Source organism: Streptomyces subrutilus (genome assembly GCF_008704535.1).
In the GTDB taxonomy this organism is placed as follows: domain Bacteria; phylum Actinomycetota; class Actinomycetes; order Streptomycetales; family Streptomycetaceae; genus Streptomyces; species Streptomyces subrutilus.
The window spans coordinates 2,243,370-2,264,177 of the sequence record NZ_CP023701.1; the positions used below are offsets into that span (position 1 = coordinate 2,243,370).

Consider the following 20,808-nt stretch of genomic DNA (forward strand, 5'->3'; position numbering starts at 1 on the left):
GGGGTCTACTTCGGTTGCGCCTTCTTGCGGCGGTTGCCGACCATCTGGCCGGCGAGGACCACCAGCACCGCGATGACGAACATCGCCGTGCCGATGACGTTGATCTGCACGGGCGTACCGCGCTGGGCCGATCCCCACACGAACATGGGGAAGGTGACGGTGTTGCCCGAGTTGAAGTTGGTGATGATGAAGTCGTCGAACGAGAGCGCGAAGGAGAGCAGCGCGCCCGCCGCGATGCCCGGCGCCGCGATCGGCAGGGTGACCCGTACGAAGGTCTGCACCGGTCCCGCGTAGAGGTCGCGGGCGGCCTCCTCCAGCCGCGGGTCCATGGACAGGACGCGGGCCTTGACGGCGGCGACGACGAAGCTGAGGCAGAACATGACGTGGGCGATGAGGATCGTCCAGAAGCCCAGCTGGATGCCCATGTTGAGGAAGAGCGCGAGCAGCGAGGCCGCCATCACGATCTCGGGCATGGCCATGGGAAGGAAGATCAGCGAGTTGACGGCCCCGCGGCCCCGGAAGCGGTAGCGGACCATCGCGAAGGCGATGGCGGTGCCCAGGGCGGTGGCGGCGAGGGTGGCCCACAGCGCGATCTGGAGCGACAGCGACAGCGAGCCGCACAGGTCGGCGACGCCGCAGGGGTCCTTCCACGCGTCGAGCGAGAACTCCTGCCAGGCGTAGTTGAACCGGCCGGTGGGGTTGTTGAAGGAGAAGACCGTGACGACGACGTTCGGCAGGATCATGTACGCGAGCGTGCCGAGGCCCGCGATGACGATCAGGTTGCGCCGGAGCCAGGTGAGGGGTGCGCGCATCAGACCAGGTCCTCCGTCCCCGCTCGGCGGATGTAGATGGTGACCATGATCAGCACGATGGCCATGAGGATGAAGGACAGCGCGGCCGCGGTGGGGTAGTCGAGGATGCGCAGGTACTGCGACTGGATGACGTTTCCGATCATCCGGGTGTCCGTGGAGCCGAGCAGTTCGGCGTTGACGTAGTCGCCGCTGGCCGGGATGAAGGTCAGCAGGGTGCCGGAGACGACGCCCGGCATCGAGAGCGGGAAGGTCACCTTCCGGAAGACCGTCGCGGGGCGGGCGTAGAGGTCCCCGGCCGCCTCGTGGAGGCGGGTGTCGATGCGCTCCAGCGAGGAGTACAGCGGCAGGATCATGAAGGGCAGGAAGTTGTACGTCAGACCGCAGACGACCGCGAGCGGCGTGGCGAGCACCCGGTCGCCCTGGGTCATCCCGAGCCAGCTGGTGACGTCGAGGAAGCCGATGCCGTTGAGCACCTCGACCACCGGTCCGCCGTCGGCCAGGATCGTCTTCCAGGCCAGGGTGCGGATCAGGAAGCTGGTGAAGAACGGGGCGATGACCAGCACCAGCAGCAGGTTGCGCCACCGGCCGGCCTTGAAGGCGATCAGGTAGGCCAGCGGGTAGCCGAGCAGCAGGCACAGCGCGGTGGCGGTGCCGGCGTACAGCAGCGAGCGCAGGAACTGCGGGTAGTACTCGGTGAAGGCGTCCCAGTAGGTCTGGAGGTGCCAGGTGACCTTGAAGCCCTCTTCGAGCGAGCCGGTCTGCACCGAGGTGGAGGCCTGGTAGACCATCGGCAGCACGAAGAAGACGAGCAGCCACAGGATGCCGGGGAGCAGCAGCCAGTACGGGACCAGGCGCTTGCGCAGCACCGTCTTGTGGACCGGGGGCCCGGCGGGGGCGGGCGCCTGGGGCGGCGCCGCGGTGGTGGTCATGCGCCCTCCCCCGCCGTCTCCGCGTCCGCGGCGGCCGTGGTGCCCGCGAGCGGGGACTGGGCGGCGTCGAGTCCGAAGGTGTGCTCGGGGTTCCAGTGCAGGACCACCTCGGCGCCGGGGACCAGGCGGGCGTCGCGCTCGATGTTCTGCGCGTACACCTCCAGGCCGGGGCAGGCCGGGCCGTCGATGACGTACTGGGTGGAGACGCCGATGAAGGAGGAGTGGACGATCCGGCCCGGGAGCCTGTTGCGGCCGGCGCCTATGGTGTGCTCCTCGTCGGCGTGGACCAGGGATATCTTCTCGGGCCGCACGCCGACCAGCAGCTTCCCGCCGGTGGCGGGCGTGGTCGAACATCGGGAGGCGGGCAGGGCGAGCCTGCTGCCGGACGCGGCCACCACGACGTCGGAGCCGGTGGACTCGACGGACGCCTCGATGAGGTTGGAGGTGCCGAGGAAGTTGGCGACGAAGGTGGTGCCCGGGTTCTCGTAGAGCTCGGCGGGGGCGCCGAGCTGCTCGACGCGGCCGCCGTTCATCACGGCGACCGTGTCGGCCATGGTCATGGCCTCCTCCTGGTCGTGCGTGACGTGCACGAAGGTGATGCCGACCTCGGTCTGGATGCGCTTGAGCTCCAGCTGCATCTGGCGGCGCAGCTTGAGGTCGAGGGCGCCGAGCGGTTCGTCGAGCAGGAGCACCTGGGGGTGGTTGATCAGGGCGCGGGCGACGGCGACGCGCTGCTGCTGGCCGCCGGAGAGCTGGTGCGGCTTGCGGTGCGAGAACTGGCCGAGCTGGACCAGCTCCAGCATCTCGTCGACCTGCTTCCTGACGGACTTGATGCCGCGGCGGCGCAGTCCGAAGGCGACGTTCTCGAAGATGTTCAGGTGCGGGAAGAGGGCGTAGCTCTGGAAGACCGTGTTGACCGGGCGCTTGTACGGCGGCAGGTCGGTGACCTCCCGGTCGCCGAGGTGCACCGTGCCGGTGGAGGGCTCCTCCAGGCCGGCGATCATGCGCAGGGTCGTGGTCTTGCCGCAGCCCGAGGCACCGAGGAGGGCGAAGAAGGAGCCCTGCGGAATGGTGAGATCCAGCGGGTGCACGGCGGTGAAGGTGCCGTAGTGCTTGCTGATCCCGGCGAGGCGGACGTCGCCGCCCGCGGTCTTGTCAGTCATGGGTGGGTCCCGGGGTTGGGTGGGGGGAGATGTCGGGGGCTCGGCCGAGCCGGCCGGGGTGCGCCGCCACCGGGCTGGTCCGGTGGGCGGGGCGCCGGTCCTCCGGGGCTCGCCGCGGGGCGCTCAGGCGCCGATGAGCTTGGCGAACTTCTCTTCGTACGCCGTCTCTTCCTCGCCGGTGAGCGAGCGGAAGGCGTGGGACTTGGCGGTCATGGCCTTGTCCGGGACGATCAGGGTGTTGTCCGCGAGCGCGGGGTCGATCGCGGCGAGCTCGTCCTTGACGCCCTCGACGGGGCACACGTAGCTGATGTAGGCGGCCAGCCGGGCGGCGACCGGCAGCTCGTAGTAGTAGTCGATGAGCTGCTCCGCGTTGGCCTTGTGCCGGGCCTTGGCGGGGACGAGCAGGTTGTCGCTGGAGGTGATGTAGCCGGCGGCCGGGACAGCGTACTTGATGTCCGGGTTGCCGGCCTGGAGCTGGATGACGTCGCCGGCCCAGGCCAGGCAGGCCGCGAGGTCGCCCTTGTCGAGGTCGGCGGTGTAGTCGTTGCCCGTGAAGCGGCGGATCTGGTTCTTCTCCACGCCCTTCTGGAGCCGGCCGATCGCGCCGTCGAAGTCGGCCGTGGTGAAGCGCGCCGGGTCCTTGCCCTGGTCGAGGAGGGTCATGCCGACGCTGTCGCGCATCTCGGTCAGGAAGCCGACCCGGCCCTTGAGGGTGGGGTCGTCGAGCAGCTGGGTGACGGAGTCGACCGTCCTGCCGCCGGTGGCCTTGGCGTTGTAGGCGATGACGGTGGAGATGCCGGTCCACGGGTAGCTGTACGCGCGCCCCGGGTCCCAGTCGGGGCTGCGGAACTGCGGGGACAGGTTGGCGTAGGCGTGCGGGAGGTGGGAGGGGTCGAGCTTCTGGGCCCAGCCGAGGCGGATGATGCGGGCGGCGAGCCAGTCGGTGACGACGATCAGGTCGCGGCCGGTGTCCTGGCCGGCCGCGAGCTGCGGGCGTATCTTGCCGAAGAACTCGACGTTGTCGTTGATGTCCTCGGTGTACTTGACCTTGATCCCGGTCCGCCGGCCGAACTCGTCCAGCGTGGGGCGGCCCTTGTCGTCCTCGCCGGTGTCCATGTACTCGGTCCAGTTGGAGAAGACGAGCTCCTTCTCCCGGTCCGAGAAGTCGTCGGAGGCCGCCGCCGCCTCCCCCGCGCGCTTCGCCGGCGGGATGCCGCAGGCCGCGAGGGTGGACAGGCCGCCGAGGGTGAGCGCTCCGGCTCCGGAGGCGCGCAGCAGCGAGCGGCGGGTGAGGGCGCCGCGCCCGCTGGTGAGGCTGCGCCGCAGCGCGGCGCGTTGCGCCGCCGAGAGGCGGTCGGGCTCGAACTGCTCCATGCGCGTTGCCCTTTCGGGATGGGTACGGCGCCGCTGGTCCGGCGGCTGGTCTCTATCGGTCCCCGAAGATCGTGCGGTGCCAGTCCTTCGCGGCGACCGCGGTGTTGTCGTACATCACGTGCTTGACCTGGGTGTACTCCTCGAAGGAGTAGACGCTCATGTCCTTTCCGAAGCCGCTCGCCTTGTAGCCGCCGTGGGGCATCTCGCTGATGATCGGGATGTGGTCGTTGACCCAGACGCAGCCCGCCTTGATCTCGCGGGTGGCGCGGTTCGCCCGGTACAGGTCGCGGCTCCAGGCCGAGGCGGCGAGTCCGTACGGGGTGTCGTTGGCCAGCGCGATCCCCTCGTCGTCGGTGTCGAAGGGCAGGACGACGAGGACCGGGCCGAAGATCTCGGACTGGGCCACCTCGCTGTCCTGCGCGGCGCCCGCGATGAGGGTCGGCCGGTAGTACGCGCCGGCGGCGAGGTCGCCGCCCGGCGCCTCGCCGCCGGTGACGACCGTGGCGTAGCCGCGGGCGCGCTCGACGAAGCCGGCCACCCGGTCGCGCTGGGCGTGCGAGACCAGCGGGCCGAGGTCGGTGGTGGGCGCGAAGGGGTCGCCGAGGCGGACCGTCTCCATCAGCTCGGCGACCCGGGCGACGAAGGCGTCGTGGAGGGGGCGCTGCACGTAGGCGCGGGTGGCGGCGGTGCAGTCCTGGCCGGTGTTGATGAGCGAGGCGGCGACGGCGCCGTGCGCGGCGGCCTCCGGGTCGGCGTCGTCGAAGACGAGGAAGGGCGCCTTGCCGCCGAGCTCCAGGTGGAGCCGCTTGACGGTGGCGGTGGCGATCTCGGCGACGCGCCTGCCCACCGCGGTGGAGCCGGTGAAGGAGGTCATGACCACGTCGGGGTGGCCGACGAGGTGCTCGCCGGCCACGCGGCCGTCGCCGGTGACGATGTTGACCACCCCGTCGGGGAGCCCCGCCTCCTTGGCGGCCTGCGCGAACATCAGCGAGGTGAGCGGGGTGAGCTCGGCCGGCTTGAGGACGATGGTGTTGCCCGCGGCGATGGCCGGGAGGATCTTCCACGCGGCCATCTGGAGCGGATAGTTCCAGGGCGCGATGGAGCCGACCACCCCGATGGCCTCGCGGCGCACGTAGGAGGTGTGGTCGCCGGAGTACTCGCCGGCCGCCTGCCCCTGGAGGTGGCGGGCCGCCCCGGCGAAGAAGGCGGTGTTGTCGATCGTGCCCGGTACGTCGAACTCCGTGGACAGCTTGAGCGGCTTGCCGCACTGCAGGGATTCGGCGTACGCGAAGTCCCCGGCCTGCTCGGCGAGGACGGCGGCCAGCCGGTGCAGGGCGTCCGACCGCTCGCCGGGGGTCGCCCCGGACCAGGCCGGGAAGGCCCTCTTGGCGGCGGCGACGGCCGCGTCGACGTCCGCGGTGCCGGCCAGCTCGTAGGTGAGGACCTCGTCGCCGGTGGCCGGATCGACCACGGTGTGTGACCGGCCCGAGGTGCCGGCCCTGAGCTGTCCGTCGATGTACTGCGCGCCGTCCGCGAAGCGGTCCTTGACCTGGAAGCGGTTGCCCATCACGCTCTCACGCTCTCCGTAGCTACAGTTCGAGCTACAGCTCGAATTGAGTGCCGATCCTGGCAGAGGTGGTGCCCCCGGCCAAGTGATTCCGTTGTTGCCTTTTGATTACGCGACGGAATCGGTCGACCATGTGTCGAGGCGCGCCCGAAATCCCGTACGAAGTGTCCGTGGCGACTGCCAGACTCGCGTGCATGGAGACGATCGACGCACTGATCAAGCAGGTCAGCCGGGGTGAACGGGTGAAGTTCCTGCCGTTCTGGGGGCACCGGCCGCAGCCCGACGGAAGCCCGGGACCGGGCTGCCTGAGCCAGTGGTGGCCGTCCGGATTCACTGTGGGTGACGTCCACTACGCCACCGCGGAGCACTGGATGATGGCGGGCAAGGCCCGCCTGTTCGGGGACGCGGAGGCCGAGCGGGCGGCGGTGGCGGCGAGGGGGCCGGCGCAGGCGAAGAAGGCCGGGCGGTTGGTGCGCGGCTTCGACGAGGCGACGTGGGAGCGGGAGCGCTTCGCCTTGGTGGTGGCGGGCAGCGTGCACAAGTTCGGCGCCGACCCGGCACTGCGCGCGTACCTGCTGGCCACCGGGGACCGGGTGCTGGTCGAGGCCAGCCCGGTGGACCGGATCTGGGGCATCGGGCTGGCGGCCGACGACGAGCGGGCCCTGGACCCGGCGCGCTGGCAGGGGCTGAACCTGCTCGGCTTCGCCCTGATGGAGGCGCGGGAGCGGTTGCGGGCCGGCTGACGGGCGGACGGGCCGGACCCGCGACGGGCGGGTCCGGCGGACGTCCGGCGGAGGGTCAGATCTTCTCGTTGAAGCGGGAGTTCGAGTACGGGTCGCCGTAGTCGGCGTCGCCCGGCAGGCCGCTCAGGATGCCGAAGAACAGGATCGACACCAGGATGCCGACCACGATCCCCACCGCGCCCGTGATGATCCCGGCCAGGGCCATCCCTCCGTTGCCCGCCTCGCCCCGCGAGGCCTTGCCCCGGCCGAGCGCGCCGAAGACGACGCCGCCGATGCCGAGCGGGACGCCCAGGAAGGCCAGGAAGCAGCCGAACAGGCCGACGACCACCGCGGTGATGCCGAGGACGAGGGCGGTGATCCCGAAGCCGTTGCTCGGCTGCGGCTGCCCGTACGGGTATCCGGGCTGCCCGTACGGATGGCCGGGCTGCCCGTGGGGAGGGCCGGGCGGCCCCGGGGGGAAGCCGGGGCCCGGGTACCCCGCGTCCCCGGGGTACCCGTGGCCCGGCCCGGTGGGCGGCGGGGCGGCGGGCCGTCCGTACCCCGCGTGGTCGGGGGCGGCCGGGTAGCCGTAGGCCGGCCGTCCCGGCACCGGCGTCTCGGCGGTGGGCGGCGCGCCCTCGCCGGGCGCGGCGGCGAGCGTCGGGTGCTCGTCGGCGGCCGGCCGGCCGGGCGCTCCCCACGCCGCCGGCCGCGCGGGTGGACCGGGCACGTCCCGGGGCGCGTCCTGCGCCTTGCCCAGGTCGACCCCGGGCTGCTCCGGCGGCGCCCACGGGTCGCGCGGTTCCTGGCTGTTCTCGGTCATGCGGCACCCCCCTCTCGTACAGCCATGCTAATCGCTGCCCACCGTCCGTCACCGGCCTGCCTACGATGGCTCCCGACCTGCCCGCACCGCGTCCCACCGGAGGCACCCTCATGACCGACCTGCACCCCTTCATCGCGGGGCTGCCCAAGGCGGAACTCCACGTCCACCACGTCGGCTCGGCGTCGCCGCGCATCGTGGCCGAGCTCGCCGCCCGGCACCCCGACTCCAAGGTGCCCACCGACCCCGAGGCCCTCGCCGACTACTTCACCTTCACCGACTTCGCGCACTTCATCGAGGTCTACCTGTCGGTCGTCGACCTCGTCCGCACCCCCGACGACGTCCGGACCCTCACCTTCGAGGTCGCCCGCGACATGGCCCGGCAGAACATCCGCTACGCCGAGCTGACCATCACCCCGTACTCCTCCACCCGCCGGGGCATCGAGGAGAAGGCCTTCATGGAGGCCATCGAGGACGCCCGCAAGGCCGCCGAGGCCGAGCTCGGCGTCATCCTGCGCTGGTGCTTCGACATCCCCGGCGAGGCCGGTCTGGAGGCCGCGGCCGAGACCGCCCGCCTCGCCGTCGACCTGCGCCCCGAGGGTCTGGTCTCGTTCGGCCTGGGCGGCCCCGAGATCGGCGTGCCGCGCCCGCAGTTCAAGCCGTACTTCGACCGGGCCCGGGCGGCCGGCCTGCACAGCGTGCCGCACGCCGGCGAGACCACCGGCCCCGAGACCGTCTGGGACGCCGTCCGGGAGCTGGGCGCCGAACGCATCGGCCACGGCACCAGCGCGGCGCAGGACCCGGAGCTGCTGGCGTACCTGGCCGAGCACCGGATCGCGCTGGAGGTCTGCCCGACGTCCAACATCGCCACCCGCGCCGTCACCGACCTCGACCGGCACCCGGTCAAGGAGATGGTCGCGGCGGGCGTGCTCGTCACCATCAACAGCGACGACCCGCCGATGTTCGGCTCCGACCTGAACAACGAGTACGCGGTCGCCGCCCGCCTCCTGGACCTCGACGAGCGCGGCCTGGCGCGGCTCGCGAAGAACGCGGTGGAGGCCTCGTTCCTCGACGCGGCCGGCAAGGAGCGGATCGCCGCGGAGATCGACACGTACACCGAGGCGTGGCTCGCCCGCTGAACCGCCCCTGAGAATGGGTGCATGCGCACCCTGACCGCCGTCGGACACCGCGGCGACCCCTACCGCGTCCGCGAGAACACCCTGCCCTCGATCCGCTCCGCCTTCGCCCGCGGCGCGGACGCGGTGGAGGTCGACGTACGGCTCACCCGCGACGGGGTGCCGGTCCTCCTCCACGACGCGACGCTGCGGCGGCTGTGGGGCCACGACGTGCGGCTCGACGCCGTCACGGCCCCGCAGTTGGCGGAGCTCGCCGGGGGCGGGGTCCCGACCCTGCGCGCGGCCCTGGCCGCGGCGGGCGCGGGCCGGCTGATGATCGACCTGCCGGGTGCCTCGCCGGAGGCGGTGCGGACCGTCGTGGACCTGGTCCGCGCGTGCGGGGCCCGCGACCGGACGTACTACTGCGCGGGGCCGGGCACGATGCTGGCGGTCCGCGCGGCCGATCCGGGCGCGGAGATCGCGCTGACCTGGACCACGCTGTCGCCGCCGCGGCGGGTGCTCGTCGACGCGGTGCGGCCGCGCTGGCTGAACTACCGCTTCGGGCTGGTGAGCCGGGAGCTGACCGACGCGCTGCACCGCGACGGGCTGCTGGTGTCCGCGTGGACGGCCGACACCCGGCGGACGATGCGCGGGCTCGTCGCGGCCGGGGTGGACGCGATCACGACGAACCGGGTCGACGCGCTGACCGCCGTACGGGCCGGACACGGTCTGTCGGCGCCCGCTCCGGGCGGCGGTACGGCGGGGCCGTCGGCGACGGCCCGGTAGGGGCGGCCGCGTTCAGAGGCCGACGATGGCGTTCCAGCGCCGGGCGAGGGTCCGGCGCTCGGCGGAGGAGATGTCCCGGGCCACGACCAGCCGCTTGCGCATCTCGTCGTCGGGGAAGATCAGCGGGTTCTCGGCGAGCGCGGCGGTCTCCGGGTCGTCGGAGCCGGCGAGGACCTCGCGGGCGGCCGGGACGGGGCAGACGTAGTTGACGGAGGCGGCGAGCTCCGCGGCCACCCGCGGGTCGTAGTAGTAGTCGATCAGCGCCTCGGCGTTGGCCTTGTGCCGGGCCAGGTTGGGGACGAGCAGGCTCTCGGCCCACAGCTCGGCCCCTTCCTCCGGGACCACGAACTCGATGTCGGGGTTGTCGGCCTGGAGCTGGACGGCGTCGCCGGAGTAGGCCTGGCAGGCGAGGACGTCGCCCTTGCTGAGGTCGGAGGTGTAGTCGTTGCCGGTGAAGCGGCGGATGTGCTTCTTCTTCACCATGGCCTCGACCTGGTCGCACATCCGGTGGAAGTCGGACTCGGTCCAGGCGGTGACGTCCACGCCGTTGCCCTGCATGAGGAGGGCGAAGGACTCGTCGAGGCCGGAGAAGAGGGTGACCTTGCCCGCGAGGTCCGGCCGCCACAGGTCGCGGACGGAGCGGATCTCCCGGCCGAGGGCCTTGCGGTTGTAGGCGATGCCGGTGATCCCCGACTGCCAGGGGACGGTGTGCAGCCGGCCCTCGTCGAAGGCGGGGGTGCGCAGCTGCGGGTCGAGGTGGCGGGCCACGTTGGACTGGGCCGCGCGGTCCATCTTCTGCGCCCAGCCGAGGTGGACGAAGCGGGCGGCCATCCAGTCGCTGACCACGACCAGGTCGTGGCCGGTCTCCTGGTGGTTCATCAGGGCCGGGCTGATCTTGCCGAAGAACTCGTCGTTGTCGTTGATCTCCTCGGTGTAGCGGACCTCGATGCCGGTCCGCTCCGCGAAGGCCTCCAGCGTGGGGCGGCGCGTCTCGTCCTCGGCGTCGGTGTCGATGTACAGCGGCCAGTTGGAGAAGGCGACGCTCCGGTCCCGTCCGGAGCGGTCGGACCCCTCGCGCCGGCCCTCGGGGACGTAGGCGGCGGGCACGCCGCAGCCGGTGAGTGCGGCCGACAGGCCCGCGGCACCGAGGCCGCGCAGCGCCGCGCGGCGGGAGAAGGCGAGTTCAGGCATGGGCAAAGCCTGGGCGAACGCGAAGGGGCGGGCAATAGACATGTTGTCTACTGCCCGCCCCGTCAACGCTGTGCGGTGACCGATGCGCCGGTCAGCCGTCGAGCGAGGTCATGACGTGCTTGATGCGGGTGTAGTCCTCGAAGCCGTAGGCGGAGAGGTCCTTGCCGTATCCGGACTTCTTGAAGCCGCCGTGGGGCATCTCGGCGACGAGCGGGATGTGGGTGTTGATCCACACGCAGCCGAAGTCGAGGTTCTTGGACATGCGCATCGCGCGGCCGTGGTTCTTGGTCCACACGGAGGAGGCGAGGGCGAACTCGACGCCGTTCGCGTACTCCAGGGCCTGGGCCTCGTCGGTGAAGGACTGGACGGTGATGACGGGGCCGAAGACCTCGTTCTGGATGATCTCGTCGTCCTGCTTCAGGCCGGAGACCACGGTCGGGGCGTAGAAGTAGCCCTTGTCGCCGACCCGGTGGCCGCCCGCCTCGACCTTGGCGTGGGCGGGGAGGCGCTCGATGAAGCCGGAGACCTGGGCCAGCTGGTTGGGGTTGTTGAGGGCGCCGTAGAGCACGTCCTCGTCGTCCGGCTGTCCGGTCTTGGTGTCGGCGGCGGCCTTGGCGAGCGCGGTGACGAACTCGTCGTGGATCGACTCGTGCACCAGCACGCGGGTGGCGGCGGTGCAGTCCTGGCCGGCGTTGAAGTAGCCGGCCACCGCGATGTCCTCGACGGCCTTGGCGAGGTCGGCGTCCTCGAAGACCACGACCGGGGCCTTCCCGCCGAGCTCCAGGTGGACCCGCTTGACGTCCTTGGAGGCGCTCTCGGCGACCTGCATGCCGGCGCGCACCGAGCCGGTGATGGAGGCCATCGCCGGGGTGGGGTGCTCGACCATGGCCCGGCCGGTCTCGCGGTCGCCGCAGACGACGTTGAAGACGCCCTTGGGCAGGACCGAGTCGATGATCTCGGCCATCAGCACGGTGGAGGCGGGGGTGGTGTCCGAGGGCTTGAGGACCACGGTGTTGCCCGCGGCGATGGCCGGGGCGAACTTCCAGACGGCCATCATCATCGGGTAGTTCCACGGTGCGACCTGGGCGCAGACGCCGACCGGCTCGCGGCGCACGATGGAGGTCATGCCGTCCATGTACTCGCCGGCCGAGCGGCCCTCCAGCAGGCGCGCGGCGCCGGCGAAGAAGCGGATCTGGTCCACCATCGGCGGCAGCTCCTCGCTGGCCGTGAGGCCCAGCGGCTTGCCGGTGTTCTCCGACTCGGCGGCGACGAGCTCGTCCGCGCGCGCCTCGAAGGCGTCGGCGATCTTCAGCAGCGCCTTCTGCCGCTCCGCCGGGGTGGTGTCGCGCCAGCCCGGGAAGGCGGCCGCGGCGGCGGCCATGGCGGCGTCGACGTCGGCCTGGCCCGAGAGCGGGGCGGTGGCGTACGCCTCGCCGGTGGCGGGGTTGACCACCTCGGTGGTCCGCCCGTCGGCGGCGTCCTTGAACTCCCCGCCGATGTAGTTGCGCAGACGACGCAGTTCGGTGGTCACTCCAGCCACTCTCCTGATCACATGTCCAACGATTGAGACGAATCCCCAGCCTAGCTCCTAGGCGGATGCTTTCGACAGGCCCACAGGCCGGTAACCACGAAATCAGTGAGATCCAGTACGTCAAACAACGAATTTCATCGGTTCCGTCTTGCGGAACAGACGACTCCTCGTGCACAGTGAGGACGTGGTCAGTCGAAGCGCAGATTCCAGGAACAGACAACCGTCCCCTTCGGTCGATGCTGTGTCCCTGGCGATCATCGAGCAACTGCAGGAGGACGGACGCCGTCCCTACGCAGCCATCGGCAAGGCGGTCGGCCTGTCGGAAGCGGCCGTGCGCCAGCGGGTGCAGAAGCTGCTCGACCAGGGCGTCATGCAGATCGTCGCCGTCACCGACCCGCTCACCGTGGGCCTGCGGCGCCAGGCGATGGTCGGCATCAACGTCGAGGGAGACCTCGACCCGGTGGCCGACGCCCTGACGGCGATGGCCGAGTGCGAGTACGTGGTGATGACCGCGGGATCGTTCGACCTGATGGTGGAGATCGTCTGCGAGGACGACGACCACCTGCTGGAGACGATCAACAAGAAGATCCGCGCGCTCCCCGGCGTGCGATCAACCGAAAGCTTCGTTTACCTGAAGCTGAAGAAGCAGACCTACATGTGGGGAACCCGATAACCGTGAGCCAGGACCTCTCCAAGACCGCGTACGACCACCTGTGGATGCACTTCACCCGCATGTCGTCCTACGAGAACGCACCCGTCCCCACCATCGTCCGCGGTGAGGGCACCTACATCTGGGACGACAAGGGCAAGCGCTACCTCGACGGGCTCGCCGGCCTGTTCGTGGTCAACGCCGGTCACGGCCGCAAGGAGCTGGCCGAGGTCGCCTACAAGCAGGCCCAGGAACTCGCGTTCTTCCCCATCTGGTCGTACGCGCACCCCAAGGCCGTCGAGCTCGCCGAGCGCCTCGCCCACTACGCCCCCGGCGACCTGAACAAGGTCTTCTTCACCACCGGTGGCGGCGAGGCCGTCGAGACGGCCTGGAAGCTCGCGAAGCAGTACTTCAAGCTGCAGGGCAAGCACACCAAGTACAAGGTCATCTCGCGTGCGGTCGCCTACCACGGCACCCCGCAGGGCGCCCTGTCGATCACCGGCCTGCCGGCCCTGAAGGCCCCCTTCGAGCCGCTGGTGCCCGGCGCGCACAAGGTGCCGAACACCAACATCTACCGCGCCCCGATCTACGGCGACGACCCGGAGGCCTTCGGCCGCTGGTGCGCCGACCAGATCGAGCAGGAGATCCTGTTCGAGGGCGCCGACACCGTCGCCGCCGTCTTCCTGGAGCCGGTGCAGAACGCCGGCGGCTGCTTCCCGCCGCCGCCCGGCTACTTCCAGCGGGTCCGCGAGATCTGCGACGAGTACGACGTGCTCCTCGTCTCCGACGAGACGATCTGCGCCTTCGGCCGCCTCGGCACCATGTTCGCCTGCGACAAGTTCGACTACGTCCCGGACATGATCACCTGCGCCAAGGGCATGACCTCGGGCTACTCCCCGATCGGCGCCTGCATCATCTCGGACCGCCTCGCGGAGCCGTTCTACAAGGGCGACAACACCTTCCTGCACGGCTACACCTTCGGCGGCCACCCGGTCTCCTCGGCGGTCGCGCTGGCCAACCTCGACATCTTCGACAAGGAGGGCCTCAACCAGCACGTGCTGGACCACGAGGACGCCTTCTTCTCGACGCTGAAGAAGCTGCACGACCTGCCCATCGTCGGCGACGTCCGCGGCAACGGCTTCTTCTACGGCATCGAGCTCGTCAAGGACAAGAACACCAAGGAGTCCTTCACGGACGAGGAGACGGAGCGCGTGCTCTACGGCTTCCTCTCCAAGGCGCTCTTCGACAACGGCCTGTACTGCCGGGCCGACGACCGCGGCGACCCGGTCATCCAGCTGGCCCCGCCGCTGATCGCGAACCAGGGCACCTTCGACGAGATCGAGGGCATCCTGCGCTCGGTGCTCACCGAGGCGTGGACCAAGCTCTAAACGACCCGCCCACCCGGCCCGGGTCCCTCCGTTCGAGTGAGAACGAGGGGGTCCGGGCCGTGTGCTGTCCGCAGACAAGACGTTCATCTCTTTACATCTCTGTACGACGCCAGTGACCGATCGGCCCCTCCTTCGTTCCCCCGCACGGGGGAGCCCGGCCGGTCCAGTCCCGATCCGCAGTCGAACGAAGAGGTGTACGCCATGGTGGCCCCACCGGACAACGACGTGCTCTGGGCACGCTCCCTGCACTACTCACACGACGGCTCGCCCGGGCTGGTCGGCGTCTCCGTCGCGGTCCGCCAGGGCGAGGTCCTGGCCGTGACCGGCCCGCGCGGCAGCGGCAAGACCACCCTGCTGCGCTGCCTCTCCGGACAACTGGCTCCCGAACAGGGCGAGGTCTGGTTCAACAGCGTCCCCGTGCACACCCTGGGCGCCCCGGCCCGCGAGCGGCTGCGCCGCGACCGCTTCGGCTGGATCGGCCCCGAACCGCGGCTGCTGCCCGAGCTCAAGGTGTGGGAGAACGCGGCCCTGCCGCTGCTCCTCACCGGCGCCTCCCACCGCGCCGCCAAGCACGCCGCCCGCGAGTGGCTGGAGCGCCTCGACATCGGCGCCTTCGCCCGCAAGCGGCCCTCCGCCCTCACCCGCGCCGAATGCCAGCGGGTCGCGCTGGCCCGGGCCCTGGCCGGCGGCCCCGATGTGGTCTTCGCCGACGAGCCCGCCGCCCCGCTGCACCGGGCGGAGCGGACCCTGCTGCTGCGCGCCCTCACCACCGCGGCCCGCTCCCACGGGATCACCGTGGTGCTGGCCACGCACGACGAGGAGACCGCGGCCGTCGCCGACCGCCGCACGGCCCTGCTCGACGGGCGGCCCGCCGCGGCCGCCGAGGCCCTCGCCGACGGTTCCTCCGCCGCCCCCGACTCACCCGCCCCCGAGACCAACGAGGACCAGGACGCGTGCTCGCTCTCCGCCTAGCCCGCGGCTCCCGGCCGCTCGTCCAGCTGCGCCGGCTGCTCGTCGCGGCCGCGTCGGCCGGCACCGGGTTCCTGCTGCTGTACGTGCTCGCCGGGGCCGTCGCCCGCCCCGCCGGATCCTTCCCCCGGCTGCTGTGGGCCCTGGTCCCGCTCGCCGTCACCGTCCAGTTCGCCGTCGCCGTGGCCCGCACCGACCCCGCGACCCGGCCCCGCGAGGGAATGGACGGGGCCGGGCTGGGTCCCGTACGGGCGACCCTGGTCGCGACGGTCTCCACGGCCGTCTCGTGCGCCCTGGGCAGCGCACTGGCCCTGGCGCTCTTCCTCCACCTGCGGGGCAACCTGTCCGGGCTGCCCTTCGACGGGGCCGGCGCCGGACTGCTGCACGCCGGGCTGCCGCTGCCGGTGGCCGCCGCCCTCACCCTGCTGGTGCTGACGCCGCTGGCCGCGGCGGCCGCCACCGCTCTCTGCCTGCGCCCGCACAGGCCCACGGCCCCGCAGACGGTACTGCCGTGGGGCATCACGGTCACCGCGTGCGGGCTCGCCGTGCAGGCGTACGCGGGCCGCGGCGGCGCCGGGATGCCGGCCGGCTGGACGCTGACCGCGATCGGGCTCGCCCTGGCCGGCCCGGGCCTGGCCTACGCCTGCGGGACCCTGGTGCAGGCCGTGCGCCCGGGCGCGCCGCGGCTGCTGGCCGGTCGGACCCTCCAGGAGGAGGCGCACCGGGTCGGGCCGGCGCTCGGCGTGCTGTGCGCGGTCGCGGCGGGCGCCCTCACCGCGCTGGCCCTGCGCGACCGGGGCGGGCTGCTGGTCCCGCTGGGCCCGCTGACCGGACCGGCCGCCGCGCTCGTCGCCCTGTGCGCCGCCGCGACCCTTCTCACATCGGCGGTGGAGGCCGGGCAGTCCCGGGCCCCCGGCCGCGAGGCCCTGCTCGATCTCGGCGCCCCGGCCAAGGTCCTGCGTACGGCCGCGAGTTTGCGGGCGACGGCGCTGGTGGCCGTGTGCCTGCCGCTCAGCTGGGGTGTGGCGCAACTGACGTCGATGGCCTTGACCCCCTGACCGGGACAGCCCTTAGTGTGTGCCGAATGGTCAACGCAGACATCGAGATCGAGACGCTCGACGAATTCGACCGGGTCGCGGCCCGGGGTTCGCTGAGCGGCTACCGGGTCCAGTCGGTCAACCTGCTGGAGCGGACCTTCGCCCTGCTGGCCGCCGACACCTCGGCGGCGGTGTTCCTGGGCTGCGCGATGGAGCCCGACGCGTCGGCGAAGGTCCGGGCCGACGGCGCGCTGGTCTTCCCGCCCGTGCCGGACCTGCCGTTCAACCCGTACCGGGGCCTGCTCTACACGCCCGGCGAGCTCTTCGCCGGGCTGCCCGACGGCTACGAGAGCACCCCCGACGCCCTGGTGTACGCCTGGTTCCAGGAGACCAAGTCGGACGGCGACGTCTACTCCTCGATGCTGCGCTCCCTGCACGACGACGCCGTCTCCGACGCGCTCGACGAGCACCTCGGCGGCGCCCCCGTGGTGGGCGTGATGGGCGGCCACGCCCTGTCCCGCGGCGGTGCGGCGTACGGCGGCGCCGCCGCGCTGGGCCGCACGCTGGCCCGGTCCGGGCTGACCGTGGCGACCGGCGGCGGCCCCGGTGCGATGGAGGCCGCCAACCTGGGCGCGTACCTGGCGGCGGCCCCCGACGGGGCGCTGGCGGAGGCGCTGGAGATGCTGGCGAAGGCGCCCTCGTTCACCCCCTCGGTGTCGGAGTGGGCAGGCGCCGCGTTCGCCGTACGGGAGCGCTGGCCGGACGGCGGCGACTCGGTGGGCATACCGACCTGGTTCTACGGGCACGAGCCGCCGAACGCCTTCGCCGGGCACGTGGCGAAGTACTTCGCGAACGCCACCCGCGAGGACGGGCTGCTGGCCCGGTGCACCGCGGGCGTGGTCTTCCTGCCGGGTGCGGCCGGCACCGTCCAGGAGGTCTTCGACAACACGACGGCCAACTACTACGCGTCGCGCGGCGAGCCGACCCCGATGGTCCTGGTCGACCGGGCTCACTGGACCGAACACCTGCCGGTGTGGCCGCTGCTGCGGGCCCTGGCCGGCGGCCGGGCGATGGAGTCCCGGATCGCCCTGGTCGACTCGGTGGACGAGGTCCCCGCCGCGCTCGCGTCGATGAACTGACCCGCGCAGGCAACGCCCGGGCCCGTTTGCACGTCTGGCAGAGGTACACGCACAACCTGCCCGACCTGAACGGAGCCCCCGGTGCTCATAGGCCTGCTGACCGCTGTCGCCGCGTCCATCTGCTACGGCACGGGCTCCGTCCTGCAAGCCGTCGGATCGCGCCGCGCCGCCCGGATGTCCCCGGCCGCCGCCGGGGTGACCGCGCACGGCGGACCCAATCTGTCGTCCACCGCCAAGGCCGCGATGACCTGGGAGTTCATCGTCGGCACGATCCTGGACTTCGTGGGCTTCGGCCTGGGCGCGCTGGCGGCCCGGATGCTCCCGCTGTTCCTGTCGCAGACGGTGATCAGCGCCAACCTGGTGATCACCGCCGTGCTCAGCGTGAAGCTGCTCGGGATCCGGCTGAGCCGCAAGGAGTGGACCTCGATCGGGGTCGTCTGCACGGCGCTGGTCCTGCTGGCCACGGCGGCGGGCCACGAGGGCGGCCACTACGCGCCGATGGCCACCCACTGGTGGCTGCTGGGCATCACCCTGCTGCTGATGGTCGGCGGGACCGTCGCGGTGCGCCTGCTCGGCGGCCGGGCCGCGATCCTCGCGGGCCTGCTGTCGGGGCTGGGCTTCGGCGCGCTGGGCGTCGGCGTCCGCATCCTGAACGGCATCGACCCCTTCGACCTCGGCGCGCTGCTCACCGACCCGGCCCTGTACGCGATCCTCGCGGCCGGCTTCGGCGGCATGTACCTGCACACGGTCGCCCTGCAGATCGGCTCGGTCAACGGCGCGACCGCGGCCCTGGTCGTCGGCGAGACGGTGCTGCCGGGCGCGATCGGGGTGCTCTGGCTGGGCGACGCCTCCCGGCCGGGGATGGCCTGGCTGGCCGTCCTCGGCTTCGTCCTCGCGGTGACGGGCGCGGTGGCCGTGGCCTGGTACGGCAAGCACGAGGGCTCCGACCCCGGCGCGGCCGGGCCGGGGGCGGAGCCCGAGCCCGGGGCTCCCGTACCGGTGACCGTGCGGTAGGCCGGGCCCCGCTCCCTCACCCGCCCGGCCGCCCCCTGGTGGCGGCCGCACGGCGGCTGCCGCTTGCTGGACGGGGGAGAGAGCGAGAGGCGCATGGAGTCCAGCAGCGCGCGGCTGCGCACACCGAGGGCCGCCGGCACGGCGGGCATCGCCTTCGCGCTGCTCCTCGGCGCCGCGATCGTCCTGATGCGGATCGCCATCCCCGCGGGCGACGGGGCCGACGCGGCCGTCGCGCCGGGCAACCGGTGGGCGGTGTCGACGGCCCTGCAGATCGTGCCGTTCGCCGGGATCTTCTTCCTGTGGTTCATGGGGGCCTTGCGCGCGCACGCCGGGGAGGCGGAGGACCGCTTCGTCTCCACCGTCTTCCTCGGCAGCGGCTTCGTCTTCGTGGCCACCCTGTTCATCGCCGCCGGCGCGGCGGGCACGGTCCTCCAGGAGGGCTCGGACACCGTCTTCGGCCGCCACTACGCCTACACGCTGCTGACCACCTACGCGATGCGGATGGCAGCCGTGTTCGTCTTCGCCACCTCGACCATCGGCCGGCGGCTGGGCATCTTCCCGCGCCCGCTGGCCCTGCTGGGCTACGTCACGGGGCTGGTGCTGCTCGTGGTCGGCTCGGGCGTCCCCTGGTCGGAGCTGGTCCTCCCGGCGTGGGCGCTGGTCGTGGGCCTGTACATCGCGCGGGTCGGCATCGGCTAGGCCGTCTCTTTCGGATCTTGTCGGCCGAGCCCGCGGCGTCTGGTGCCGTGCCTGGGCGTGCTGCCGGGGCGCTCGCGTACGGGACGTACGTGGTCGCCTCGGCAGGGCGGCCAGGCACGGCACCAGGCGTCGCGGGCCCGGCACGATCCGAAAGAGACGGCCTAGGGCCGGCCGCACCCGCGCGTCCCGGCAGGCGCCCTCCGGCTCGCGCGTGCATGCTGGAGACCGGAGGGGACGGGGAGGGAACGGGGCACACAACGGGCCACGGAAGGGCGATTCCCCATGAGGCTTGTCGTCGACCTCAACCGCTGCCAGGGCTACGCGCAGTGCGCGTTCCTCGCTCCCGACGTCTTCGCCATGCACGGCGACGAGTCGCTGCTGTACGACCCCGAGGCGGCCGAGGAGCACCGCGAGGACGTGGCGCGGGCCGTCGCCGCCTGCCCGGTCCAGGCCATCCTGCTCCAGGCCGACGCGGACGAACCCGTACCGACCGGTGGAGGCCTGCGGTGAGCGGTGACGGAAGCCTGGAGCGGCTGCGGCGGAGCGGCCGCATCGTCGTCGTCGGCGCGTCCCTGGCGGGCCTGCGGGCCGCCGAGACCCTGCGCGAGAAGGGCTTCGCCGGCACGCTGACGATGATCGGCGACGAACCGTACGAGCCCTACGACCGGCCGCCGTTGTCGAAGCAGGTGCTGCTGGGCAAGGCGGTGGCGGACCACACGGCGCTGCCCCGCCGCCGGCGCATCGACGCCGACTGGCGGCTCGGCGTCCCGGCCACGGGCCTGGACATGGCCGAGCGCGTGGTCCGGCTCGGCGACGGCACGGAGGTCGGCTACGACCGGCTGCTCATCGCCACCGGCGTGCGGGCCCGGCCGTGGCCGAACGAGGAGGAGGGCGCGCTCGGCGGCGTGTTCGTGCTGCGCACCCGCGACGACGCCGTGGCACTGGAGCGCAGCCTGGCGGCCGGCCCGCGCCGGGTGCTGGTCATCGGCGCAGGGTTCACCGGCTCCGAGATCGCCTCGGCCTGCCGGGAGCGCGGACTGCCGGTGACGGTCGCCGAACGCGCCGACGCCCCGCTCGTGGGGGCGCTGGGCGGGGTGATCGGGGCGGTCGCCGCCGAGATGCACCGGGAGAACGGCGTCGACCTGCGGACCGGGGTCATGGTGACCGGCCTGGAGGGTGATCCGTCGGGGCGGGTCCGCGCGGCCCACCTGTCGGACGGGTCCGTGGTCGAGGCGGACGTGGTCGTGGTCTCGCTGGGCGCGATGCGCAACACCGAGTGGCTGGCCGGGTCCGGGCTGGGCGCGGGCCCGCGCGGCATCGCCTGCGACGCGGGCTGCCGGGCCTTCGACGTCCGGGGCATCGTCACCGACGACGTCTACGTCGCCGGGGACGTGGCGCGCTCCCCGCACGCGCTGTTCGGCTACCAGTTCCTGTCGCTGGAGCACTGGGGCAACGCCGTCGCCCAGGCGGAGACGGCCGCGCACAACATGCTCAGCGAGAGCTCCGACCGCCGCCCCCACCTGTGGGTGCCGGCCTTCTGGTCCTCCCAGTTCGGGGTGAACGTCAAGTCGGTCGGGGTGCCGTCCATGGGCACCGAGATCATGATCGCCCAGGGTTCGCGCGACGAGCGCAGGTTCACCGGCGTCTACGGGTACCAGGGCCGGGTCATCGGCGCCGTCACCTTCGACCAGTGCCGGTGGCTGCCGTTCTACCAGCGGATGATCGAGACGACGGCGCCGTTCCCGCTGGAGTTCCCGACCGTGGACCGCAGGTCGGAGGGGAACAAGCCGATGGACGCGGACTTCCCGGACCCCTCGGTGCCCACGCACGGCCCGACCATCACCCTCAGCGGCTACTCGCCGGCCGACCGGCGGATGACGTTCGTCCCCGCGCACCACTGACC

At 72.2% G+C, this 20,808-nt stretch carries 19 protein-coding genes and 1 pseudogene; 12 read left to right on the forward strand and 8 right to left on the reverse strand.

All coding sequences use genetic code 11. The annotated features are described in order from the left end of the window. Nucleotides 1–5: 5 nt before the first annotated feature. From CP968_RS09470 to CP968_RS09490, 5 genes are all read right to left on the reverse strand, one after another. The gene (locus CP968_RS09470; RefSeq protein WP_150517584.1) at nucleotides 6–812 is read right to left on the reverse strand and encodes an ABC transporter permease; all 807 of its coding nucleotides are present in this window, start codon (nucleotides 810–812) and stop codon (nucleotides 6–8) included. Further along, entirely contained in the window at nucleotides 812–1,741 is a 930-nt protein-coding gene (locus CP968_RS09475; RefSeq protein ID WP_150517585.1) for an ABC transporter permease, read from the reverse strand. Before CP968_RS09475 ends, CP968_RS09470 begins: the two co-directional genes overlap by 1 nt. Continuing rightward, nucleotides 1,738–2,904: an ABC transporter ATP-binding protein gene (locus CP968_RS09480; protein WP_150517586.1), complete on the reverse strand. Its 1,167-nt coding sequence runs from the start codon at nucleotides 2,902–2,904 to the stop codon at nucleotides 1,738–1,740. The genes CP968_RS09475 and CP968_RS09480 overlap by 4 nt, the downstream gene beginning before the upstream one ends. 123 nt (nucleotides 2,905–3,027) lie before the next feature. Then, nucleotides 3,028–4,278, reverse strand: coding sequence for a polyamine ABC transporter substrate-binding protein (locus tag CP968_RS09485; protein WP_150517587.1), 1,251 nt, complete (start codon nucleotides 4,276–4,278; stop codon nucleotides 3,028–3,030). Nucleotides 4,279–4,330: 52 nt separating this feature from the next. After that, entirely contained in the window at nucleotides 4,331–5,845 is a 1,515-nt protein-coding gene (locus tag CP968_RS09490; protein ID WP_150521828.1) for a gamma-aminobutyraldehyde dehydrogenase, read from the reverse strand. Between the two features lie 194 nt (nucleotides 5,846–6,039). On the opposite strand from CP968_RS09490, the gene CP968_RS09495 reads away from it, so the two are divergent. Then, on the forward strand, nucleotides 6,040–6,588 hold the full coding sequence (locus CP968_RS09495; protein WP_167536779.1) for an NADAR family protein: 549 nt from the start codon (nucleotides 6,040–6,042) through the stop codon (nucleotides 6,586–6,588). Nucleotides 6,589–6,643: 55 nt separating this feature from the next. Here CP968_RS09495 and CP968_RS09500 read toward each other — a convergent pair whose 3' ends face one another. After that, nucleotides 6,644–7,390 (reverse strand): DUF4190 domain-containing protein, encoded by a 747-nt coding sequence (locus CP968_RS09500; RefSeq protein WP_150517589.1) that lies wholly within the window; start codon nucleotides 7,388–7,390, stop codon nucleotides 6,644–6,646. A gap of 110 nt (nucleotides 7,391–7,500) precedes the next feature. Between CP968_RS09500 and CP968_RS09505 the strand changes: the two genes are divergently transcribed. Together CP968_RS09505 and CP968_RS09510 are read left to right on the forward strand one after the other, a co-directional pair. Further along, on the forward strand, nucleotides 7,501–8,526 hold the full coding sequence (locus tag CP968_RS09505) for an adenosine deaminase (protein ID WP_150517590.1): 1,026 nt from the start codon (nucleotides 7,501–7,503) through the stop codon (nucleotides 8,524–8,526). A gap of 21 nt (nucleotides 8,527–8,547) precedes the next feature. Beyond that, nucleotides 8,548–9,288, forward strand: coding sequence for a glycerophosphodiester phosphodiesterase (locus CP968_RS09510; protein ID WP_150517591.1), 741 nt, complete (start codon nucleotides 8,548–8,550; stop codon nucleotides 9,286–9,288). 12 nt (nucleotides 9,289–9,300) lie between these two features. On the opposite strand, the gene CP968_RS09515 is transcribed toward CP968_RS09510, so the two are convergent. Together CP968_RS09515 and CP968_RS09520 are read right to left on the reverse strand one after the other, a co-directional pair. Then, a complete protein-coding gene (locus tag CP968_RS09515; protein WP_150517592.1) occupies nucleotides 9,301–10,479 on the reverse strand; it encodes an ABC transporter substrate-binding protein in 1,179 nt (392 codons plus the stop codon). 91 nt (nucleotides 10,480–10,570) lie between these two features. Continuing rightward, complete coding sequence (locus CP968_RS09520; protein ID WP_150517593.1) at nucleotides 10,571–12,010, reverse strand: gamma-aminobutyraldehyde dehydrogenase; 1,440 nt, start codon at nucleotides 12,008–12,010, stop codon at nucleotides 10,571–10,573. Between the two features lie 169 nt (nucleotides 12,011–12,179). Between CP968_RS09520 and CP968_RS09525 the strand changes: the two genes are divergently transcribed. The 9 genes and pseudogenes from CP968_RS09525 (at nucleotide 12,180) to CP968_RS09565 (ending at nucleotide 20,806) form a co-directional block, all read left to right on the forward strand. Then, entirely contained in the window at nucleotides 12,180–12,683 is a 504-nt protein-coding gene (locus tag CP968_RS09525; protein ID WP_150517594.1) for an Lrp/AsnC family transcriptional regulator, read from the forward strand. Beyond that, a complete protein-coding gene (locus tag CP968_RS09530; protein WP_189828959.1) occupies nucleotides 12,668–14,047 on the forward strand; it encodes an aspartate aminotransferase family protein in 1,380 nt (459 codons plus the stop codon). Before CP968_RS09525 ends, CP968_RS09530 begins: the two co-directional genes overlap by 16 nt. Nucleotides 14,048–14,332: 285 nt before the next feature. Next, nucleotides 14,333–15,019 (forward strand): annotated as a pseudogene (locus CP968_RS09535) (ABC transporter ATP-binding protein); the annotation flags it as partial. Beyond that, nucleotides 15,001–16,074, forward strand: coding sequence for a hypothetical protein (locus tag CP968_RS09540; protein WP_150517597.1), 1,074 nt, complete (start codon nucleotides 15,001–15,003; stop codon nucleotides 16,072–16,074). The pseudogene CP968_RS09535 and the gene CP968_RS09540, both read left to right, overlap by 19 nt. 26 nt (nucleotides 16,075–16,100) lie before the next feature. Continuing rightward, entirely contained in the window at nucleotides 16,101–17,192 is a 1,092-nt protein-coding gene (locus CP968_RS09545) for an LOG family protein (protein ID WP_150517598.1), read from the forward strand. Nucleotides 17,193–17,273: 81 nt separating this feature from the next. After that, nucleotides 17,274–18,206, forward strand: coding sequence for a DMT family protein (locus CP968_RS09550; protein ID WP_150517599.1), 933 nt, complete (start codon nucleotides 17,274–17,276; stop codon nucleotides 18,204–18,206). A 93-nt stretch (nucleotides 18,207–18,299) separates the two neighbouring features. Then, nucleotides 18,300–18,905: a hypothetical protein gene (locus tag CP968_RS09555; protein WP_150517600.1), complete on the forward strand. Its 606-nt coding sequence runs from the start codon at nucleotides 18,300–18,302 to the stop codon at nucleotides 18,903–18,905. 282 nt (nucleotides 18,906–19,187) lie between these two features. Continuing rightward, complete coding sequence (locus CP968_RS09560) at nucleotides 19,188–19,415, forward strand: ferredoxin (RefSeq protein ID WP_150517601.1); 228 nt, start codon at nucleotides 19,188–19,190, stop codon at nucleotides 19,413–19,415. Further along, nucleotides 19,412–20,806, forward strand: a complete 1,395-nt coding sequence (locus CP968_RS09565; protein WP_150517602.1) for an NAD(P)/FAD-dependent oxidoreductase — start codon at nucleotides 19,412–19,414, stop codon at nucleotides 20,804–20,806. The genes CP968_RS09560 and CP968_RS09565 overlap by 4 nt, the downstream gene beginning before the upstream one ends. The last annotated feature ends 2 nt before the right edge of the window (nucleotides 20,807–20,808 follow it).